The 18,044-nt window shown below is 66.1% G+C and carries 19 protein-coding genes and 2 pseudogenes; 11 read left to right on the top strand and 10 right to left on the bottom strand.

Translation table 11 applies throughout. From position 1 onward, the window contains the following. Positions 1–20: 20 nt before the first annotated feature. The 3 genes from idsA3 to NBT81_RS06685 all read right to left on the bottom strand — a co-directional run bounded on the left by idsA3 (position 21) and on the right by NBT81_RS06685 (position 3,173). Positions 21–1,067: a geranylfarnesyl diphosphate synthase gene (idsA3, locus tag NBT81_RS06695; RefSeq protein WP_338741987.1), complete on the bottom strand. Its 1,047-nt coding sequence runs from the start codon at positions 1,065–1,067 to the stop codon at positions 21–23. Then, complete coding sequence (locus NBT81_RS06690; RefSeq protein WP_338741986.1) at positions 1,064–2,416, bottom strand: ribonuclease J; 1,353 nt, start codon at positions 2,414–2,416, stop codon at positions 1,064–1,066. Before NBT81_RS06690 ends, idsA3 begins: the two co-directional genes overlap by 4 nt. A 217-nt stretch (positions 2,417–2,633) precedes the next feature. After that, a complete protein-coding gene (locus tag NBT81_RS06685; RefSeq protein WP_338741985.1) occupies positions 2,634–3,173 on the bottom strand; it encodes an HAD family hydrolase in 540 nt (179 codons plus the stop codon). Between the two features lie 123 nt (positions 3,174–3,296). Here NBT81_RS06685 and NBT81_RS06680 point away from each other — a divergent pair, with 123 nt between their 5' ends. Then, positions 3,297–4,529 (top strand): carboxypeptidase-like regulatory domain-containing protein, encoded by a 1,233-nt coding sequence (locus NBT81_RS06680; RefSeq protein WP_338741984.1) that lies wholly within the window; start codon positions 3,297–3,299, stop codon positions 4,527–4,529. Here the strand turns inward: NBT81_RS06680 and NBT81_RS06675 are convergent. The 5 genes from NBT81_RS06675 to NBT81_RS06655 are packed head-to-tail and all read right to left on the bottom strand — an operon-like array spanning position 4,526 to position 8,730. Then, the gene (locus NBT81_RS06675; protein WP_338741982.1) at positions 4,526–5,719 is read right to left on the bottom strand and encodes an alanyl-tRNA editing protein; all 1,194 of its coding nucleotides are present in this window, start codon (positions 5,717–5,719) and stop codon (positions 4,526–4,528) included. The genes NBT81_RS06680 and NBT81_RS06675 overlap by 4 nt on opposite strands. A gap of 37 nt (positions 5,720–5,756) precedes the next feature. Next, the gene (locus NBT81_RS06670) at positions 5,757–6,308 is read right to left on the bottom strand and encodes a transcriptional regulator (protein WP_338741980.1); all 552 of its coding nucleotides are present in this window, start codon (positions 6,306–6,308) and stop codon (positions 5,757–5,759) included. Between the two features lie 51 nt (positions 6,309–6,359). Further along, positions 6,360–7,145: a VOC family protein gene (locus tag NBT81_RS06665; RefSeq protein ID WP_338741978.1), complete on the bottom strand. Its 786-nt coding sequence runs from the start codon at positions 7,143–7,145 to the stop codon at positions 6,360–6,362. A 38-nt stretch (positions 7,146–7,183) separates the two neighbouring features. Continuing rightward, positions 7,184–7,618, bottom strand: a complete 435-nt coding sequence (locus tag NBT81_RS06660; RefSeq protein ID WP_338741976.1) for a TIGR04206 family protein — start codon at positions 7,616–7,618, stop codon at positions 7,184–7,186. Further along, positions 7,618–8,730: a GTP-binding protein gene (locus tag NBT81_RS06655; protein ID WP_338741975.1), complete on the bottom strand. Its 1,113-nt coding sequence runs from the start codon at positions 8,728–8,730 to the stop codon at positions 7,618–7,620. The genes NBT81_RS06660 and NBT81_RS06655 overlap by 1 nt, the downstream gene beginning before the upstream one ends. Positions 8,731–8,846: 116 nt before the next feature. Here NBT81_RS06655 and NBT81_RS06650 point away from each other — a divergent pair, with 116 nt between their 5' ends. Continuing rightward, positions 8,847–9,047 (top strand): hypothetical protein, encoded by a 201-nt coding sequence (locus NBT81_RS06650; RefSeq protein WP_338741973.1) that lies wholly within the window; start codon positions 8,847–8,849, stop codon positions 9,045–9,047. A gap of 137 nt (positions 9,048–9,184) precedes the next feature. Next, positions 9,185–9,856: a haloacid dehalogenase type II gene (locus tag NBT81_RS06645; RefSeq protein ID WP_338741971.1), complete on the top strand. Its 672-nt coding sequence runs from the start codon at positions 9,185–9,187 to the stop codon at positions 9,854–9,856. 86 nt (positions 9,857–9,942) lie between these two features. On the opposite strand, the gene NBT81_RS06640 is transcribed toward NBT81_RS06645, so the two are convergent. Then, positions 9,943–10,935 (bottom strand): transposase, encoded by a 993-nt coding sequence (locus tag NBT81_RS06640; protein WP_338737836.1) that lies wholly within the window; start codon positions 10,933–10,935, stop codon positions 9,943–9,945. A 60-nt stretch (positions 10,936–10,995) separates the two neighbouring features. Here NBT81_RS06640 and NBT81_RS06635 point away from each other — a divergent pair, with 60 nt between their 5' ends. From NBT81_RS06635 to NBT81_RS06600, 8 genes and pseudogenes are all read left to right on the top strand, one after another. Then, entirely contained in the window at positions 10,996–12,351 is a 1,356-nt protein-coding gene (locus tag NBT81_RS06635) for a substrate-binding protein (protein ID WP_338741969.1), read from the top strand. Between the two features lie 108 nt (positions 12,352–12,459). Then, a complete protein-coding gene (locus tag NBT81_RS06630) occupies positions 12,460–13,398 on the top strand; it encodes a branched-chain amino acid ABC transporter permease (protein ID WP_338741967.1) in 939 nt (312 codons plus the stop codon). A gap of 41 nt (positions 13,399–13,439) precedes the next feature. Further along, positions 13,440–13,946, top strand: a pseudogene (locus NBT81_RS06625) (branched-chain amino acid ABC transporter permease); the annotation flags it as partial. A 77-nt stretch (positions 13,947–14,023) separates the two neighbouring features. Next, on the top strand, positions 14,024–14,854 hold the full coding sequence (locus NBT81_RS06620; protein WP_338739022.1) for an IS5 family transposase: 831 nt from the start codon (positions 14,024–14,026) through the stop codon (positions 14,852–14,854). A gap of 43 nt (positions 14,855–14,897) precedes the next feature. After that, positions 14,898–15,443, top strand: a pseudogene (locus NBT81_RS06615) (branched-chain amino acid ABC transporter permease); the annotation flags it as partial. Further along, complete coding sequence (locus NBT81_RS06610) at positions 15,440–16,198, top strand: ABC transporter ATP-binding protein (RefSeq protein ID WP_338741965.1); 759 nt, start codon at positions 15,440–15,442, stop codon at positions 16,196–16,198. The pseudogene NBT81_RS06615 and the gene NBT81_RS06610, both read left to right, overlap by 4 nt. Beyond that, on the top strand, positions 16,195–16,938 hold the full coding sequence (locus NBT81_RS06605) for an ABC transporter ATP-binding protein (protein ID WP_338741963.1): 744 nt from the start codon (positions 16,195–16,197) through the stop codon (positions 16,936–16,938). Before NBT81_RS06610 ends, NBT81_RS06605 begins: the two co-directional genes overlap by 4 nt. Further along, a complete protein-coding gene (locus tag NBT81_RS06600) occupies positions 16,935–17,624 on the top strand; it encodes a thioredoxin family protein (protein WP_338741961.1) in 690 nt (229 codons plus the stop codon). The genes NBT81_RS06605 and NBT81_RS06600 overlap by 4 nt, the downstream gene beginning before the upstream one ends. On the opposite strand, the gene NBT81_RS06595 is transcribed toward NBT81_RS06600, so the two are convergent. Then, positions 17,621–18,019, bottom strand: a complete 399-nt coding sequence (locus tag NBT81_RS06595; protein WP_338741959.1) for a universal stress protein — start codon at positions 18,017–18,019, stop codon at positions 17,621–17,623. The genes NBT81_RS06600 and NBT81_RS06595 overlap by 4 nt on opposite strands. Positions 18,020–18,044: the final 25 nt, after the last annotated feature.

Below are 18,044 nucleotides of genomic sequence, written 5' to 3'. Positions count from 1 at the left end.
CGGCGACCGCCCGACTGCGTTCAGTACCCCCGAGAGATGAGATACTCTGCGATGTCTTCGAGCATCGCTCGGGCTTCGTTGTCGGGGAGTGCGTCGAGATCCGACTTGCTCCGACCGACGAGCGACCGGGCCTTCTCGCGGGCGTACTCGATGCTGCCCGCCTCGTTCAGCCGATCGACCGCGGCCTCGACGGCGTCGTCGGTCAGCGACTCCGCGTCGTCGGCGTCGACGAGGCCGTCCACGTCGACCCCCTGTTGACGAGCGTGGAGCGTGATGAGCGTCTCCTTGTTCTCGACCAGGTCGGAGCCACGTTGTTTGCCGAGGTGCTCCGAGGGGACCGTCAGATCGAGGACGTCGTCCTGGATCTGGAAGGCCGACCCGGAGTGGATGCCGTAGTCGTAGAGCGCGTCCACCACGTCGTCGTCGGCGTCGAGCAGGATCGCGGGCGTCGCGGCGGCGTCGCCGTACAGCACCGCGGTCTTTGACTCGACCATCTCCAAGTACTCCTCGGGGAGCACCTCGGTCCGGTGTTCGAACTCCACGTCGAGGGCTTGCCCCTCGCAGATGCGGGTGCAGGTGTTCGCGAGCATCCGCATCGCCTCCAGGCCGTTTTCGGGGGCGGCCCCCGTCTCGGCCATGATCTCGAACGCGGTGGAGTAGAGCGTGTCCCCCGCCAGGATTGCGGTGTCCACGTCGTACGCCTCGTGGACGGCGGGCACCCCGCGGCGGAGCGGGTCGTCGTCCATGATGTCGTCGTGGATGAGGGTGAACGACTGGATGACCTCGAGGCTGACGGCCCCGGCCATCACGTCCACCTCGCCGCCGTCGAGGGCGGGGAAGGTTCGGTAGTCGACGGAGAACGGCTGCACGTCGGCGACGGCCTCCGCTGCCAGCAGAGAGACAGTGGGTCGGAGGCGCTTACCGCCCGCCTTCAGCAGGTAGCGGGAGGCCTCCCAGAGCCGTTCGGGCTCGGCGAGCGGGAGGTCCTCGTCGATGGCCGCGTTGACCCGCTCGCGGCGCTCGCGGACCGCAGCGAGCACCCGCTCTTCCGTCGAATCGGTCGTCATTCCACCAGCTGGATCATGTTGCCGTTGCGCGTGATGTGCAGGTCACGGCCCACGGCGTAGCCCTGTCCTTCCGCCAGGTCGACGTAGGGGGCGAACCCTTCGAGGTCCTGGTGGGCGGGGATGACGTGCTGGGGCTGGAGGGCCTGCAGCATCTCGTAGTGGCCCTCGTTTCGCAGGTGGCCCGAGACGTGGATGTCGTCGTAGATGCGTGCGCCCTGCATCCGGAGCAGGCGCTCGGACTGGTAGCGCTGGCCCTCGTTGGTGGGCTCGGGGATGACGCGGGCCGAGAACATCACCTTGTCGCCGTCTTCCAGTTCGTACGGCGTCTCGCCGCGGCCCATCCGCGTCAGCATCGCGCGCGGTTCGCCCTGGTGGCCCGTCACGATGGGCAGGAAGTTCTCCTTGCCCTCCTTCATGATCCGCTTGAACGTGCGGTCGACGGACTTGCGGTGGCCGTACATCCCGAGGTCGTCCGGGAAGTCGACGAAGTCCAGGCGTTCGGCGGTGCCCGAGTACTTCTCCATCGACCGACCGAGCAGGACCGGCTGTCGCCCGATATCCTTCGCGAACTCCACCAGACTGGAGACGCGGGCGATGTGGGAACTGAACGTCGTGGCGACGATACCGCCGTCGTAGTCCTCGACGGAGTACATCGCATCGCGGAGGTGTTTGCGCGCGACGGACTCGCTAGGAGTACGCCCTTTCCGGCCCGCGTTGGTACAGTCCTCGATATAACAGAGGACGCCCTCGCCCTCGCGACCGATCTCGCGGAACCGCTTCATGTCGATCGGGTCGCCGATCACCGGCGTGTGGTCCATCCGCTTGTCGAGGCCGTAGACGACCGCGCCCTCGGGCGTGTGGAGCACCGGGTTGATCGCGTCGATGATCGAGTGGGTGACGTTGACGAACTCGAGGTCGACCTTGCCCGAGTCGCCGATGGACATCGTCTCGCCGGCGTCCATCTTGACCAGATCGTTGTCGACGTTGAACTTGTTCTCGCTATCGATCTGCTGTTTCACCAGTTCGATGGTGAACGGTGTCGCGACGACGGGGGCGTCGTAGCGGTGGGCCAACTTGCTTATCGCGCCGATGTGGTCGAGGTGACCGTGGGTCGGGACGATGGCCTGCACGTCGCCTTCGAGGTCGCTCATCACCCGGTCGTCGGGAATGGCACCCATGTCGATCAGGTCGAGACTGTGCATCTGTTCGGTTTCGACGTTGTCGTGGATCAGTACCTGCGAGAGGTTCAGACCCATGTCGAAGACGACGACGTCGTCACCGGCGCGGACGGCAGTCATCTGCCGGCCGACCGCCTCGTAACCGCCGATTGTTGCGATTTCTATTTCCATGGTTTCGGTTTCCGAGCATCGAAACACCACTGACGTGGCACGTTGCTCATGCAAATCCCGTCTGGGGGCCACCGGCCCCGGCGTCTTACAGCACGTCGGTCGCTGGTCCCCGCGTGCGACGCCGCGTGTCGCACTTGCCCGCGGGTCGCTGGTACGCCACCGTACGCCCCGGGGTGATAAAAACTACGTGGGTCCGTCGCGCCCGCCGCGCCGACGGCTACTGCACGGCGTCGACGAACTCGAAGGCAACACCCGCGCGGTCGGCGGTGACTGCGTCGCGGTCGGAGTCGCCGACGAACAGCGCCGAAGCGGGGTCGACTCCGAGGCGGTCGAGGGTCGCAAGGAGGGGTTCCGGATCGGGTTTGTGCTCCGACACCGAATCCCGACCGACGACCGCACCGACGTGGTCGAGTAGGTCGTGGCGGTCCAGCGCGAGTCGACAGGCGGCCTCGGCGTTGAGCGAGCAGACGCCCACTGGAACGTCCCACTCGGCGACCCGGTCGGCGAGGTGGAGGCGGGCCGAGCGCTCGGCTCCGCGACGCTCGTGGGCGGCGAGGACCGACTCCAGTTCGTCCGCGAGGCCGTGTTCCGGTGCCGTCTCGAACAGCGACCAGAGGTCGGCGTCGGCGGCGTCGACGCCCGCGTTGGCGAACACCGACGTGGCGTCGCGGGCGGCGGCGTCCCAGTCGACCGCCAGCCGAACCAACGTTCCGTCGAGGTCGTACACCACGGCCCCGTAGTCGGTGCAGGTGGTCACGACCGAAGGGAGGACCGCCCGGACAATGTGGGCTTCGGTCCGGACGACCCGACCTCTGGCGGGGAGTGGGGACCGTCCGTACTGGTCAGAGGTATTTTACAGACAGCTGATGTGAATGCGTCCATGGGACGAAGTTACACGGTCGTGGGTCTGGCCGTCGCCCTGACGCTCGCGTCGGTCGCCGGGACTGCGGGGACCGCGGTCGCACAGTCGGGTGAGACGGTCACCATCACCGTCGCAGTCCGCGATTCGTCGGGGAACCCGATCGGCGACGCCGAGCTCGATGTGGAGTGGGACGGCGGGTCGGCGACGGCGACGACCGCCGGGAACGGGAAGGCGTTCGTCGACGTTCCCGAGGGCGCCGAGGTGACGGTCGGTGTGGAGCACCCACGGTACGTCCGGACCAGTCCGTACGTCATCTCCGAGGCGTCGGAGCGAGAGGTCGACGTCGAGGTGTACCCCAAGAGTTCGGTGCGCCTCGAGGTGAGCGACGGCGACGGACCCGTCGAGGACGCACAGGTGTCGATCGAACGGGGTGGACTGGAGATAACGACCGGGACGACGGACGCGAGCGGCGTGTACGAGTCCGACGTTATCCAGGCGGGCAACTACCAACTCACCGTCCGCAAACCCGGCTACTACGTCAGGCAGAAATCGCTCGAAATCGAGGGCGACATCACGAACCGAGTCTCCATGAGAGCCGGCTCCGTCAGCGTCGCCGTCACCGTCGTCGACCCACACTTCGACTCGCCACGGACCGTCGACGACGCCCGGGTGAACCTCACCGGGGTCGCGACGTCCCGGACCGGCCCGGACGGACGAACCGTCCTCGACACGCCGGTCAACGTCCGGACGACGCTACGAGTCGACAGGGAGGGCTATCGGGGCGCATCCCGGGACGTCCGTATCGAGGAGGCCAACGCCAGTTTCACCGTCGAGATGTCCCGGGAGCCCTCGCTCACCATCGAGGCGACCAACGAACGCATCGTCGCCGGCGAGCGGGCACCGGTCGCGGTGACGAACGCGTACGGTGAACCCGCGTCGGGCGTGACGATCACCCTCGACGGCGACGCGGTCGGCACGACCGACGACGAGGGCGAACTCGCGGTCCGGATCGACGAGCCCGGCGAGCACACGCTCCGGGCCAACATGGACGGCGTCCGCTCGAACGAGGTCGGCGTCGAGGCCATCGCGCCACCGAGCGACGCGACGTCGACCGCCGCCTCGCCGACGCCGAGCGCAACCGCGACGGGGACGGCGACCACGACGGAAACGGAAGCCACCAGTCCCGGATTCACGCCCGTGATCGGGGTGCTCGCGCTCCTCGGCGTCGCGTTCCTCCTCCGGCGGCGCTAGTCGCGTACCGCGGCGACGACCGCTTCCGGGTCGGCGTCGAGGCCGCCGCCCTGCGCGAACGTCGGCCCGCCACCGCCGCCGCCCCCGAACGCGTCGGTCAGGTCGTCGACCACCTCGCCCGCATCGACGCCGGCGTCGTCGGTCGTCGCGACGACCACGTACGGCGTGTCCTCCTCGCCGACGGCTACGATCACGTCGGCGTCGTCGCCGACCCGGTCTTGGACGGCGTCGCCGACCTCGTTGGGGCCGAAATCCGCGACGGTGCCGACGCGCCAAACCGCCTCGTCATCCTCGACCCTCCGAAGCGTGGACAGGCGGGCGTCGAGCACTTCGGCCTTGTACGTCGCAGACTCGGCTTCGAGGGCGTCGCGGTCCGCCCGCAGGTCGGCGACGGCCTCGGACAGGTCGGCGGCGTTGGTTCCGAGGTCCTGTGCGGCGTCGAGGGCGGCCCGGTGGAGCGTCGCACGGCGGTCGATGGCCGCCGGGCCGACGGCGAACTCGACGCGCGTGAGTCCTTCGCCGGGGTTCGACCGGTCCAGGAGTTCCACGGGGCCGACCGCGCGGGTGTTCGAGACGTGTGTGCCCCCACAGGCCGCCACGTCCCACCCCTCGACGTCGACGAGGCGGACGGTGTCGGCGTCGTCCATCACCCCCTCTTCGGTCTTGGTGTTGAACGCGACGTCGTCGCGGGCGCGGGCCTCGTCGACCGGCACCGTCTCCCAGGAGACGGGGCGAGAGTCCCACACCGCTCGGTTGGTGAGGCGTTCGAGTTCGACCAACACGTCGTCGTCGATGTCGACCGAAGTGGCGAAGTCGACCCGAACCTTCTCGGCGTCGATGCCGAACCCACCGTAGCCGAGGTCGTCGAGGAGTCGGCGCCCCGCACCGTAGAGGAGGTGACTCGCGGTGTGGGCGCGAGTGCAGTAGGTGCGGAAGTCGTCGTCGACGACGCCCAGAATCGTCTCGCCCACGTCGAGTCCGGAATCGTCGGCGAGGTGGTGGACGACGGCGTCGTCGTCGGTCTGTACGTCGGTCACGGGAACGCCGGCGAGGGTGCCACGGTCCGCGGGTTGGCCACCGCTCTCGGCGTAGAAGTACGTCCGGTCGAGAACGACCGCTCGGCCGTCGACCGCCGTGACGGTCGCGTCGAACTCCCGAACGTCGGGCTCTTCGGGGGCGCGCGTCTGCATGCCGGGACATCCGACGCCCGAGCGATAAAACGGTTCCCTACTCGTCGACGAGGTCGATCCCCAGTCGCTCCGCGACGGCACGGACGACGGAGCCGCCGACGCCGGCGCGGGATGCACGGCCCTGTTCGAGGGCGAGGACGTCGTCCTCGTCGACATCGACCTCGGCTGCGAGTTCCGCGACGGTGAGGCCCGCGTCCTGTCTGGCGGTCTCCACCCGGTCGCCGTAGCCCGAGACGAGGTACGGGAGGCGGTCGTCCTCGTAGTCCGTTCCCTCCTTCTCCCAGTGTTTCGTGTCGCTCTTGGCGGCGTCGTGCATGCGTGCCGTGTTCTGGGCCGCGCGCTTCCGGCGGTTGGGTTCGTCCGCGTCGGTTCGCGAACCGGACGATTCCGAGCCCGAGCCGGATCCCGAGCCCCGGCCACCGACCCCGCTCCCGCCCGCGGAGTCGTCGTGTGGTGCACAGTCGGAGCAGACGAGTAGGTTCGCGCCGGCGACGTTCGCCCGTTCGAGGTTCGTCGTCTCGTAGCCACAGAGTTCGCAGGCGTCGCCGTCACCGCCGCCCCGGTCGGAGCCGGTCGAATATTTCGTCATACTACGGTGTACCCGGCCGTCCTATTTTAACTCCCGGTCCCGATCACGCGGTCACTCCGGGAACAGCGGCGGCGACAGGCTCTCGCGTTCGATGAGTTCGATCTCGTGGCCGTCCTGGTCCGTGGTGAAGGCGTACATGTCGTCACACGAGGCTGGGTCGCGGTAGTCGGGAGCCTCGCGTTCCATCAACTGCGCCCAGTCGTCGTGGAGGTCGTCGACCCGGACACAGAGGTGCCCCCACGCGTCCCCCATCTCGTAGCTCCGGCCGTCGTAGTTGTACGTGAGTTCGACCGACATCGCCTCGGGCGGTGCGCCCGCGGGTTCGGCGTAGTAGTTGGCGAAGGTGTCGGACTCCCAGCGCCGGCCGGGGACGTAGCCGAACTTCCGGATCCAGAAGCCCAGCGCGGCGTCGGCGTCCTCGACTCGGATCATGGTGTGATCGAGGCTCCAGCGCTCGCCGTGGTCGCGTTCGACGATTTCGACCTCGTGGCCGTCCGGGTCTTTCACGAACGCGTAGCCGCCGCCACAGGAGTCGGGGTCGCGGTAGTCCTCGACGCCCGCGTCCATCAACTCCGCGTAGGCGTCGTAGACGTCCTCGACGCGGACGGCGATGTGCCCCCACGCGTCCCCCATCTCCTCGGGACTGCCGTCGTGGTTGTGGGTGAGTTCCAACATCGCGCCCTCCTCGTGCATCTCCTCGGGGCCGAGGTAGACGATGGTGAAGTCCTCTGCCTCCCAGCGGTCCTTCTCCTCGTAGTCGAGGTGTGAGCGGTACCAGTCGAGCGAGTCGTCGAGGTCGGCGACTCGCATCATGACGTGGTCGAGCGTGCCGGACATGGGCGAACCGAGGGCAGGCGCGCCGAAAAGCGTACCGTTCAGTCCCCGTGGGCGAACGGAGCCGCGTACACCAGCCACGCGACGGCGAGGCAGGCGACCGCTCCCAGCGGCCACGCGGCCCGGTCGGGCTGGACCGAGAACCCGCGTGCGAGGGTCACCTGCGCGACGGCCGCGGCGGCGAGGAGACCGGCGGTCACGCGGCGATCCTCCCGGCCGGTGACCCGACCGGCGACGGCGCTCGCGAGGGCGAGGAGATAGCAGCCCACCGAGAGCGGCCACGCGAGGATGTACGGCGGCAGTCCCATCGTGTACCGAAACAGGAAGTCGGTGAGGAGGGTGACCCCGACGGGGTCGACGTTGACCAGTCCCCACGCGAAGACGTACGTGGGTGGGCGGCCGCCGGCGAACGTCTGGATCGACCACGGGACCGCGAGGAGAGCGAGCATCGCCGCCAGCGTCCGACGGTCGATCATTACCGCCGCGCGACGACGCGCATCACGTCCTCGTCCTGTAACTCGTGGTCGCGGCCGACCTGCTGTTCGTCGTGTTGTGCGCTCGGCCCGGTGACGCGGGCGAAGCGGAAGCGCTCGTCGAGCGTACCGCCGAGTCTGGAGAGGGCGTCGTCGACGGTGTGTTCGCCCCGACGGAGCACGAGTGGTTCCTCGTAGTCGACGCCGCGGCCCGGCTTGTCCATGTACACGCGGATGAGTCCGAGCGCGTCCCAGATCTCCTCTTTGAGCGCGTCGAGGCCGCGCTCCTCCTCGGCGCTGATGAAGATCACGTCGTCGGGATCGAGGCCGTGGTCTCGCAACTCCTCCTCCACCGTCGGGAGGTAGTCCGTGTCGATCAGGTCGGCCTTGTTGACCGCGACGATCGAGGGGAGGTAGACGCGGTTGTCCTGGATGCCGTCGATGAGTTCGTCGATGGAGCAGTCGCCCCGGATCGTCACGTCGGCGTTGACGTAGCCGTGTTCCCGCAGGACGCTCTTGATCGTCCCCTCCTCGAGGGAGACGTCGTCCGTGGTGGTGACACGCAGGCCACCCTTGCCGGTCTTGTTGATCGAGAGGTTCGGCGGCGACGTGTCGAGGCGGACCTTGTTGGCGTACAGTTCCTCGCGGAGGCGGTCGTAGTGTTGAATCTCGAACACCGAGAGGAGGAAGACGACGAGGTCGGTCGTCCGAACGACCGACAGCACCTCTTGGCCGTCGCCACGGCCACCGGCGGCCCCCTCGATGAGCCCCGGCACGTCGAGGATCTGAATGTTGCCCCCGTTGTGCTTGAGCATCCCTGGGTTGACGTCGAGTGTCGTGAACTCGTACTCGCCGACCTCGCTCTCGGCGTTCGTGAGGGCGTTGAGCAGGGTGGACTTGCCGACGCTCGGAAAGCCGACCAAACCGACGGTCGCGTCGCCGGTCTTCTCGACGGCGTACCCCTGACCGCCGCCAGAAGAGGCCTGGCGTTCGAGTTTCTCCTTTTTCTCCGCGAGTTTCGCCTTCAGCCGCCCGATGTGCTGCTCGGTGGACTTGTTGTACGGCGTCTCGGCGATCTCCTCGCGGAGGTCGTCGATCTCCTCCTCCAGACCCATTACCCGACGTTCCGCCGTCGCCGTCGAAAAACCTGTTCTTTCGGGCCGCCCTCGCACGGCAAGTGATAGAACTTCGACACGGTTATATCGCGGCACCGAGTCGACTACCCCAACCGATGCCGACGCCCGAACGGTTGCGAGACAGCACCCAGATCGTGGTCCCCTGCGAGTCGCTCACCGGGCTCAGAGGGGACCTCGAAACCGAGTTCGCGGTCACGGTGTTCGCGACCAACGGGGCGTGTCGCATCATCGGTAGTCCGACCGAAATCAAAGACGTCGGACGGTTCCTCGCGCGCCACGGCGTCAACGTCGCGTGACACACAGCCGTTCGCGACGCTTCCGACGCCACACCGGGGCGGTTTCGAGGTGGCGTCGGCTACATCACCGGCCGCCGTGTGGTCCACGCTGTATCGGTCGGGGAACGAATCAAGGGGCCGGTGGGCGTTGGACCCGTATGGTCGGCCTCTGTTTCGACATGTACGGGACGCTGTGTGACACGAGTAGCGTTCGGGACCGCCTCGGGGCGGAACTCGGCGTCGCCGAGCGACTGGTCGCGGCGGTCGACGAGACGTGGCGACGCAAACAGCTCCAGTACTCCTACCAGAGCGCGCAGATGGACGAGTACGAACCGTTCTGGGAGCTCACCGCCCGCGCGCTGGACTACGCGCTCGCGGCGTACGACCTCGACCCGGACGCGTCGACCCGCGACCGACTCCGCTCGGCGTACGACCACCTCGATCCGTTCCCGGAGGCAGCCGCGACGCTCGACCGGCTCTCCGACGCCGGTCACGAGGTCGTCGTCCTCTCGAACGGGAACCCCGAGATGCTCGACCGTCTCGCGTCGAACGCCGGCCTCTCGGAGCACCTCGACGGAATCGTCAGCGCGGACGGCGTGCGGACGTTCAAACCTGATCCGGCGGTGTACGGCCACGCCGCGGAGACGCTCGACCGACCGATCGGGGAGTGTCGACTCGTCTCCGCCAACGCCTGGGACGTGGCCGGGGCCGGGACCGCGGGGATGGCGACGACGTGGATCAACCGCCACCGCGACCCGTCGGAGACCATCGGTGCGACCCCCGACACCCAGGTGTCGACGCTCCCCGCCGTCGCCGACGGCCTGCGATGAGGTCCCCCGATTCAGGTTGTTTCAACAGTAACTATTATTAACGTTGTGGCCACCACACTGTGTATGAGGGTGTCATAGAACTCTTCTCACACCGTGATGATTGTGCTTCCCGGATTGTCTCCGCGTTCGTAGTTGGTGATTGCGACGACGAGGCGCAGACACAACGCGAGGAACACCTGCGCTCGTGCATGGACGCGGCCTCGGGCGTGCGTTCGCCCGAGGCCGCAGCCCTTGACTGATTCGTTGGTTCGTTCGACGCCACTCCGGCGGTTGTACGTCTCGTCTAGCGTTGATTGCTTCAGCTGAACGTCGTTGCTGTGTTTTTCAATGCGGTCTTCTACCCTGTACTCGATATCTTTCGGGTCGTCGGTGTTTCGTGGATTGTACGGAGCGACTGGCACGACCCCTGCGGCCAGCAGGTGGTCGTGCCAGTCGAGCGTGTCGTAGGCACTGTCTCCAAGCATCCACATCGGTTTCCCGACGGCGAGCGCGTCACGCGTGACGCGCATCGCCGTCTCTTCTGGTGCTTGTTTGCTCTCGGTGAACTCGGCTGCAATCGGGATCTTTTGCCCGGTTGAGACGATCGTGCAGCCGTAGCCGTAGTAGTACTCGTCATCGGTTGGATCATAGCACTTCGATGCGTCTGGATCGGCGGGCATCGCTCTCACGTCGGTTGAATCGATAGAATACGTCAAGTCGAGCAGGCCCCGCAAGGCGGCCTGCTCGACGAGATGGTCGAAGACCCGGTCAACAACGTGCTCAAGATCAGTGAGGAATCGATCGACCGCGTCTCTCGACGGCGGTCGATCGAAGCTACAGCTGAGCCAGACAACGGTGTTGTTCAGTTCTCGTGCAACCGGACGGATACCGTAGATGTTCTTGTAATAGCAATGGAGAAAGCCACGCATCATCTCGGGCGGCTCAAGATCTCGTGTTCGCCCCGTCTCCGCCGGGGCGAACACGTCGAACCCTTCAAGAAACTCGAAGGAGAGGTGCTCGAACAACGCCAACGTCTCCGTTTCCACGGCATTGAAGAACGATTCTACCGAAGGATCATCTTGCAGGGTCGCTGAACGCATTCCACCTCAGCGTTCACCCTGCTCTTTGGTATGCGAACTGTTCTATGACACCCTCTGTGTATGCCTAACAATGGCGATGGTGCGGATAGACGCGACGTGCTCAAGGCGGCCGGTGCGGCTGGCGCGGCCGGGCTGGTAGGACTGGCAGGCTGTTCCGGCGGTGGCGGTGGCGGTGGCGACTCCGAGTATCCCGAACTCGGCAACTACCCCATCGAGGGCGACACGGCGACGTTGGGGTTCAACGTCCCCCAGTCCGGGCCGTACGCCTCCGAGGGGGAGGACGAACTCCGGGCGTACGAACTCGCGGTCGACCACCTCAACAACGGCGGCGGCTGGGTCGACTCCCAGTTCGACGACCTCTCGGGCGACGGCGTCCTCGACTACCAGATCGACTCGGTGAGCGGGGATACGGCGACCGACGCCGACAGCGCGCGCCAGTCGGCGTCGCGGATGATCCAGCGTGACGACGTGATCATGGTGACCGGCGGGTCCTCCTCGGCGGTCGCCATCGCCGTCCAAGAACTGTGTCAGCGCGAGAAGGTCATGTTCATGGCCTGCCTGACTCACTCCAACGACACGACTGGACAGAACTGCGTCCGGTACGGGTTCCGCGAAGTGTTCAACGCCTACATGACCGGACAGGCGCTCGCACCGGTCGTCCGCGAGGAGTACGGTGAGGACCTCCAGTTCTACCAGCTCTACGCCGACTACAGTTGGGGACAGACCCAACAGGAGTCGATGAACCAGTTCCTCACCGACACGGCCGGGTGGGAGCAGGTCGACTCCGTGGCGACGCCGCTCGGCACCAGCGACTACTCCTCGTACCTCTCGGAGGCGTCGAACTCCGGGGCCGACGTCCTCGTCCTCAACCACTACGGGCTGGACGGCGCGACGTCGGTCAGCCAGGCGGTCGACGCCGGCCTCGACGAGGACATGGAGATCCTCCTCCCGCTGTACAACCGCCCGATGGCCGAAGCGGCCGGTGCGTCCATCGAGGGCGTCTTCGGGACCGTCGCGTGGGACTCCCAGATCGACAACACGCCGTCCCAGGAGTTCCTCCAGGCGTTCCAAGACGAGTACGACCGCGTCCCCTCCGGGGTGGCACAGCTCGCCTACGCTCAGACGCTCCAGTACGCGGCGGCCGTCGAGCGCGCCGGCACCTTCTACCCCCCCGAGGTCATCCGCCAACTCGAGGACTACGAGTACGACAACATCGGCATGGGCTCGGAGACGATGCGTGCCTGTGACCACCAGGCCCAGCGCGCCGTTCCAGTCGTCCGTGGCCTACCGGAGTCCGAACAGCAGACGGGGCAGTACTACGAACTCATCAACCTGACGGGCCGTGACGAACTCGGCTACGGCTGCGACGAAGGCCCGGCCGCGGAGTGCGAACTCGGCGAGTACGGCGACGAATAGTCGCCGTCGTGCCGTTCGGTAGCACAAGACTATTATTGGACATAATCAATCTACACGTACCATGACACCGATTGTGACACGCGTCGGCCCACCCGACGGGGAGAACCCATGAGTTTCCACATCGAGATAATAACAGTCCTGCTCAATGGCCTCCAACAGGGTGCGATATACGTCCTGTTGGCGGTCGGTCTGTCAATCATTCTCGGGACCCTGAAGTTCGTCAACTTCGCCCACGGGGCACTGTATCTGATCGGCACCTACGCCGGCTTGCTTATCGCCTTGGAGATCAACACCGGCGGACTGCTCGCGGAGTGGGGGTACGCCCAACTCGGACTAGGCTGGGGATACATCCCCGCGTTGCTCATCGTCCCCTTGGTCGTCTTCGTCGTCGGCCTGGCGATGGAGCGGTGGGTCGTCGAACCGTTCAAGAACCGCCCCGACACCGACCAGATCCTCGTCACGTTCGGGCTCGCCATCATCGTTCAGGAACTGTTCCGGGCCTTCTTCGGATCGAGCAGTCTCCCGTTCAGCCAGCCGACCTGGGCACAGGGCGCGCCCTCGGTCCCCTTCCTCTCCGCCATCCCCATCTCGCAGTGGCGATACTACGTCATCGGCATCACCGCGGTGCTGGTGTTGATCGTCTACCTCCTCGTCGAGTACACCGACTTCGGCCTCGTGGTGCGTGCCGGCACCCGCGACCCCGAGATGGTCGAACTGCTCGGTATCCGCCTGAGTCGGCCGTACCTCGTCGTGTTCGGCATCGGGGCGGCGCTTGCGGGCGTCGCCGGCGTGGTCGGCGGGCCGCTCAACCCCGTCAACCCGACCATCGGCAACGAGATCCTCGTCCCCGCGTTCCTGACGGTCGTCATCGGCGGCGTCGGATCCATCGCCGGTGCCGTCCTCGGCGGGACGCTGTTCGGCATCACGCAGGCCGTTCTCGTGGCGACGTACTCCGCGTGGGCACAGGTCGGCCTCTACGCCATCGCGGCGATCGTGCTCTTGGTGCGGCCACAGGGCCTCCTGGGTGAGGAGGGGGTGGCACCGTGAGCGACGAACCCGCACCCGCGGCCGAGACGGGCGAGGAGTCGCTGGCCGACGCGGTCGGTATCTTCGCGCCCCGCGGCGACGAACTCCGAACCGTCGCCGCGACCGCCGTCGTCCTCGCGCTCTTCCCGTTCGTCTTCGCACGGATGCCCGTCGTGAGCGATCTGCTTCAGGGGTATCAGAGCCTCGCGACGCTCATCCTCATCTGGGGCATCTTCGCGCTCGGCTTCGACCTCCTGCTTGGCTACACCGGGCTCCTCTCGTTCGGCCACGCGGCCTTCTGGGGGAGCGCCGCCTACGGAGCCGGCGTCTTCAGCCAACACGTCACCGGCTCGCCGGTGCTCATGGTCGCCGCGGGCACGACCGTCGCGGTCCTGCTCGCGTGGGTCCTCGGCTTCCTCTCGCTTCGCCGCGGCGGGATCTACTTCGCCATTCTCACCCTCGCCTTTGCCCAGATGCTGTTCTACATGTCCTCCTCGCCGCTCGCGTTCATCACCGGCGGCGAGAACGGGTTCACGGGCGTCGAAACCGCCCACCTGTTCGGGGCGATTGGCTGTGTTGAATCGCCATACAGCAGCGAGGTAGGCCGCTAAATCAAAGGAGTTGAAGCGAGAGAGTGCGGTTGTCTATGACGCAAATCTCCCGCTTCATCGGGGAGGTTGTACCGGTTGCTCAAAGAGTTACTGGCGATGGAGGCGAATCCGCCGCCCCGGAAGGTGGCGGCGGATTCGCCGACTATGCACTCGTTTCCCTTCACTGTCTGCGGATTTACCTCGATTCGTCGTACCGCATGACGATCGACCTGCTCAAAGAAATGCCACAAATAACCGGAGAGATCGGCCTCAACGCGGCCGATCTCCCCGCGCCGTCCACGTTGTGTAAGGCGTTCGACCGGATCAGCATGAGCATCTGTCGAGTGCTGCTGCGCCAGTCGGCGCAGCTGCACGAACTCTCTGAACACGCCGCGATCGACGCCACGTTTTACGACCGCTCACCAGCCAGCCGCCACTACTGCCAGCGAATCAGCTACCGCGTTCAAAAGCTCAAAGTCACGAAACTCGTCGATACAGCGTCTCAAGCCGTTCTTGACGTTCACTGCTCAACGAATCGAAAAGGAAGCGACGCAGACCTTGCTGAGCAGATCGCCCGCCGGAACGCGGGCGATCTGCGGTCTCTTGCCGCCGATAAAGGCTATGACAAGCAATCGCTTCGTGAAGGATTACGCGATCTCGGCATCAGACCACTGATCAAGCACCGCATCTTCGCTCCGTACGACCACGCACACAACGCCAGAATCGACGATAACCGCTACAATCAGCGCTCTATGACCGAAACCGTGAACTCTGCTGTGAAGCGCTCGCTCGGCTTCGCCGTGCGAGCGCGGTCATGGTTTCGTGAGTTCCGAGAAATCGCGCTGATGTGTGTCGTCTATAACATCAAGCGCTTCGTCAAACAGTGAATCTTTACGCCTTACAGCGATTCAACACAGCCGGGCGATTCCACTGGAGGAAGAGCTTCCCTCCGTGCTCGGCCTCCTGCTCGGAACCTCCCTGTACGCCTTCGTCGCGGTCCTGACGCTCCTCTGTATCGCGCTGGCCTACCGCATCCTCCACTCGCCATACGGCATGGTGTTCCGTGCCATCCGCGAGAACGAACAGCGCGCCGAGTTCGTGGGTCTCAACGTCTGGCGGTACAAACTGATGTCGTTCATCCTCTCCGGCCTGTTCGCCGGCATCGCCGGCAGCCTGTTCACCATCCACGGGACGTACGTCCCGCTCTCGTCGCTGTACTGGACCGAGAGCGGCGAGGTGGTCATCATGACCGTCCTCGGTGGCACGGGATCGCTGTTCGGCCCGATCGTCGGTGCCGGCGTCTACCTCTACGTCGAGAACATCGTCAGCGGCGGCCACCCCATCGACGCCATCGCCCCGTTCTGGCACCTGATACTCGGACTGGTGTTCGTCGTCACCATCTGGACGTTCCCGCGGGGGCTCTGGGGCTTCTTCAGGGACGTCCGGGACTACGTCACGGGAGGTGACGACCAGTGACGCTGCTCGAAACCGACGGGCTCGTCAAGGAGTTCGGCGGCCTCGTCGCCACCGACGACGTGAATCTCACCGTCGAGGAGGACGAACGCGTCTCGATCATCGGCCCGAACGGGGCCGGGAAGTCGACGCTCGTCAACCTGATCACACGCCGACTCGATCCGACGGAGGGCGACATTCGGTTCAAGGGGGAGTCGATCGTCGACCGCGACCCCCACGAGGTGGTCCAGATGGGCATCAGCAAGTCGTTCCAGACGGCGTCGATCTTCTCGGATCTCACGGTTCGAGAAAACGCCGAGATCGCCGCGCTCGCCGCCGAACACGGGTCGTTCGGGTTCAAGTTTCTCGAACACCGTGGCAGCCTCACCGACGTCCACGCACTCGCCGCCGACACCCTCGACGCCGTTGGACTGCTCGGTCAGGCCGATCGGACGGCCGCCGACCTCCCCTACGGCGACAAGCGACGGCTCGAGATCGGCATCGCGCTCGCGGCCGAACCGGACCTCCTCCTGATGGACGAACCCACCGCGGGGATGTCACCCGAGGAGACGGAGTCGACCGTCGACCTCATCGAGGAAGTCAAGCGGGAACTGGGGCTGACGTTCGTCCTCATCGAACACGACATGGAGATAGTCTTCCGGGTCTCCGACCGGATCGTCGTCCTCAACCGCGGCCGGGTCATCGCCGAGGGGACGCCCGACGAGATCAGGGGCGATCCGGAGGTTCAGGAGGCCTATCTCGGAGGTGTGGACCTGTGAGCCTGCTCGACGTCGACTCGGTCGACGCCTACTACGGCGAGAGCCACATCCTGCGCGACCTCTCGTTGACGGTCGAGGAGGGCGAAATCTGTGCCCTACTGGGCCGCAACGGCGCGGGTAAGACGACGACACTCCGGTCGATCGCCGGGGCGAAACCGCCGACCATCGAGGAGGGCACCGTCCAGTTCAAGGGCGAAGACATCACGGGCATGCCCGCGGACGACGTCGCCATGCAGGGGATCTCGCTGGTGCCCGAGGAGCGGCGGGTGTTCGCCAACCTCACCGTCGCGGAGAACCTCGAAATCGCCGACGTGTCGCGCAACGCCTCGAACACGTGGCGGCGACGACTCACCTCGACCGGGCAGTCGATGTCCACCGACCAGGTGTACGACGACTTCCCCAGACTCCGAGAGCGAAAGGGACAGATCGCCGGCACGCTCTCGGGTGGCGAACAGCAGATGCTCGCCATCGCCCGCGCGCTCAAACAGAGCACCGACCTCCTCCTGTTGGACGAACCGTACGAGGGACTCGCCCCACAGATCGTCGAGGACGTGGAGTCGGCCATCGAGCGCATCAACGACCAGGGGGTGACGATCCTGTTGGTCGAGCAGAACGCCGCGGCCGCGATCAACATCGCCGACCGGGCGTACGTCGTCGATCAGGGGGCGACCGTCTTCCAGGGGAGCGCCGACGAACTCCGTGAGGACGAAGAGACTCGAGAACGGTACCTCGGTGTATGAGCGATTCCAACGCTGACGCCGACCCCCAACCCGACCCCGAGGCGGCACTCGACGACCTGATCGACGCTGGACTCGTCGACGAGCGCTCGGACGGAACGCTCGTCGCGACCGAGGAGTTCGAGTCGACCCGTCGGATCTACCGCGACACCTACGCCGACGCCGACGAAACGGTGGTCGTCGAGACGGTGACCGACCTCTTCGACGTCGACGAGGCGACCGCGGAGGCGCGCCTCGAGAGCGGTGAAGTCACTCGCGAGGAACTGATCGCGTTCCTCTCGCTTCGGTCCCTCCTCGACGACGTCGGCGACGGGCGACTGGCGGTCATGGCGGCGCTGGCCGCCCAGATATCGACGGGATCGCCCGTCCCCGAGGAGATCGAGGAGCTCGACGAGGGCGAGTGGGAGCCCTTCTTCGACGACGCCTCCGACGCCGTCATCACGGTGTGGCGACACGACTGCGCACCCTGTGAGGCGTTGAAAGGGGACCTCGACGAGATCTTCGCGGCGCTCCCGGATCACGTCGCCGTGGCCGGCGTCGACGGCGAGGCAGTCCCCGACTTCCGTCGGACGTTCGACGTCGACTCCGCGCCCGCGGTCTGTTGTTTCCGTGACAGCTACCTCGTCGAGACCATCACCGGTCGCAAGTCGCCGGCGGACTACGCCGACCGCTTCGACGACGTGTACTAGTCGTCGGTGTCGCCGGCGACCATCACCGGTCGGTCGGCGTTCAGGATCACGGACTGGGTGACACTCCCGAACAGTGCCTTGCCCGTCGGCGAGCGCTTGCGTCCCGCGACGACGACGAGGTCCGCGCCCTCGCTCTCCGCGACGTCGAGGATCTGATCGGCCGGATCGCCGCTCGACTCGGTCACCTTCACGTCGACACCGCGCTCTTCGAGCAGCTCCATCGCCTCGCGGACGGAACCGATCTGGGTCGCGGAAGCACCGGTGGGGTTGTCGGTGAAACTGTGGATGATCGTCACACGCTTGTCCGAGACATCTCCGGGGAGGTCAGCAGCCGCGCGCGCACACGCAACCGCTCGCTGCTCGTTGTCGTCGACACCGATCACGACGTGGTACATGTCCGGTCGTGTGGTTGCCACGCTC

Source organism: Haloplanus sp. CK5-1, assembly GCF_037201915.1.
Classification (GTDB): domain Archaea; phylum Halobacteriota; class Halobacteria; order Halobacteriales; family Haloferacaceae; genus Haloplanus; species Haloplanus salilacus.
Note: the sequence above shows the minus strand (reverse complement) of the source record. Positions and strands in the feature narration are given on the sequence as shown.

Excerpts from the sequence above, each read along its gene's own strand:
- idsA3 (WP_338741987.1), bottom strand. The coding sequence starts at position 1,067 with ATGACGACCGATTCGACGGAAGAGCGGGTGCTCGCTGCGGTCCGCGAG.
- NBT81_RS06690 (WP_338741986.1), bottom strand. The coding sequence starts at position 2,416 with ATGGAAATAGAAATCGCAACAATCGGCGGTTACGAGGCGGTCGGCCGG.
- NBT81_RS06680 (WP_338741984.1), top strand. The coding sequence starts at position 3,297 with ATGGGACGAAGTTACACGGTCGTGGGTCTGGCCGTCGCCCTGACGCTC.
- NBT81_RS06675 (WP_338741982.1), bottom strand. The coding sequence starts at position 5,719 with ATGCAGACGCGCGCCCCCGAAGAGCCCGACGTTCGGGAGTTCGACGCG.
- NBT81_RS06670 (WP_338741980.1), bottom strand. The coding sequence starts at position 6,308 with ATGACGAAATATTCGACCGGCTCCGACCGGGGCGGCGGTGACGGCGAC.
- NBT81_RS06665 (WP_338741978.1), bottom strand. The coding sequence starts at position 7,145 with ATGTCCGGCACGCTCGACCACGTCATGATGCGAGTCGCCGACCTCGAC.
- NBT81_RS06660 (WP_338741976.1), bottom strand. The coding sequence starts at position 7,618 with ATGATCGACCGTCGGACGCTGGCGGCGATGCTCGCTCTCCTCGCGGTC.
- NBT81_RS06655 (WP_338741975.1), bottom strand. The coding sequence starts at position 8,730 with ATGGGTCTGGAGGAGGAGATCGACGACCTCCGCGAGGAGATCGCCGAG.
- NBT81_RS06650 (WP_338741973.1), top strand. The coding sequence starts at position 8,847 with ATGCCGACGCCCGAACGGTTGCGAGACAGCACCCAGATCGTGGTCCCC.
- NBT81_RS06645 (WP_338741971.1), top strand. The coding sequence starts at position 9,185 with ATGGTCGGCCTCTGTTTCGACATGTACGGGACGCTGTGTGACACGAGT.
- NBT81_RS06640 (WP_338737836.1), bottom strand. The coding sequence starts at position 10,935 with ATGCGTTCAGCGACCCTGCAAGATGATCCTTCGGTAGAATCGTTCTTC.
- NBT81_RS06635 (WP_338741969.1), top strand. The coding sequence starts at position 10,996 with ATGCCTAACAATGGCGATGGTGCGGATAGACGCGACGTGCTCAAGGCG.
- NBT81_RS06630 (WP_338741967.1), top strand. The coding sequence starts at position 12,460 with ATGAGTTTCCACATCGAGATAATAACAGTCCTGCTCAATGGCCTCCAA.
- NBT81_RS06620 (WP_338739022.1), top strand. The coding sequence starts at position 14,024 with ATGACGCAAATCTCCCGCTTCATCGGGGAGGTTGTACCGGTTGCTCAA.
- NBT81_RS06600 (WP_338741961.1), top strand. The coding sequence starts at position 16,935 with ATGAGCGATTCCAACGCTGACGCCGACCCCCAACCCGACCCCGAGGCG.
- NBT81_RS06595 (WP_338741959.1), bottom strand. The coding sequence starts at position 18,019 with ATGTACCACGTCGTGATCGGTGTCGACGACAACGAGCAGCGAGCGGTT.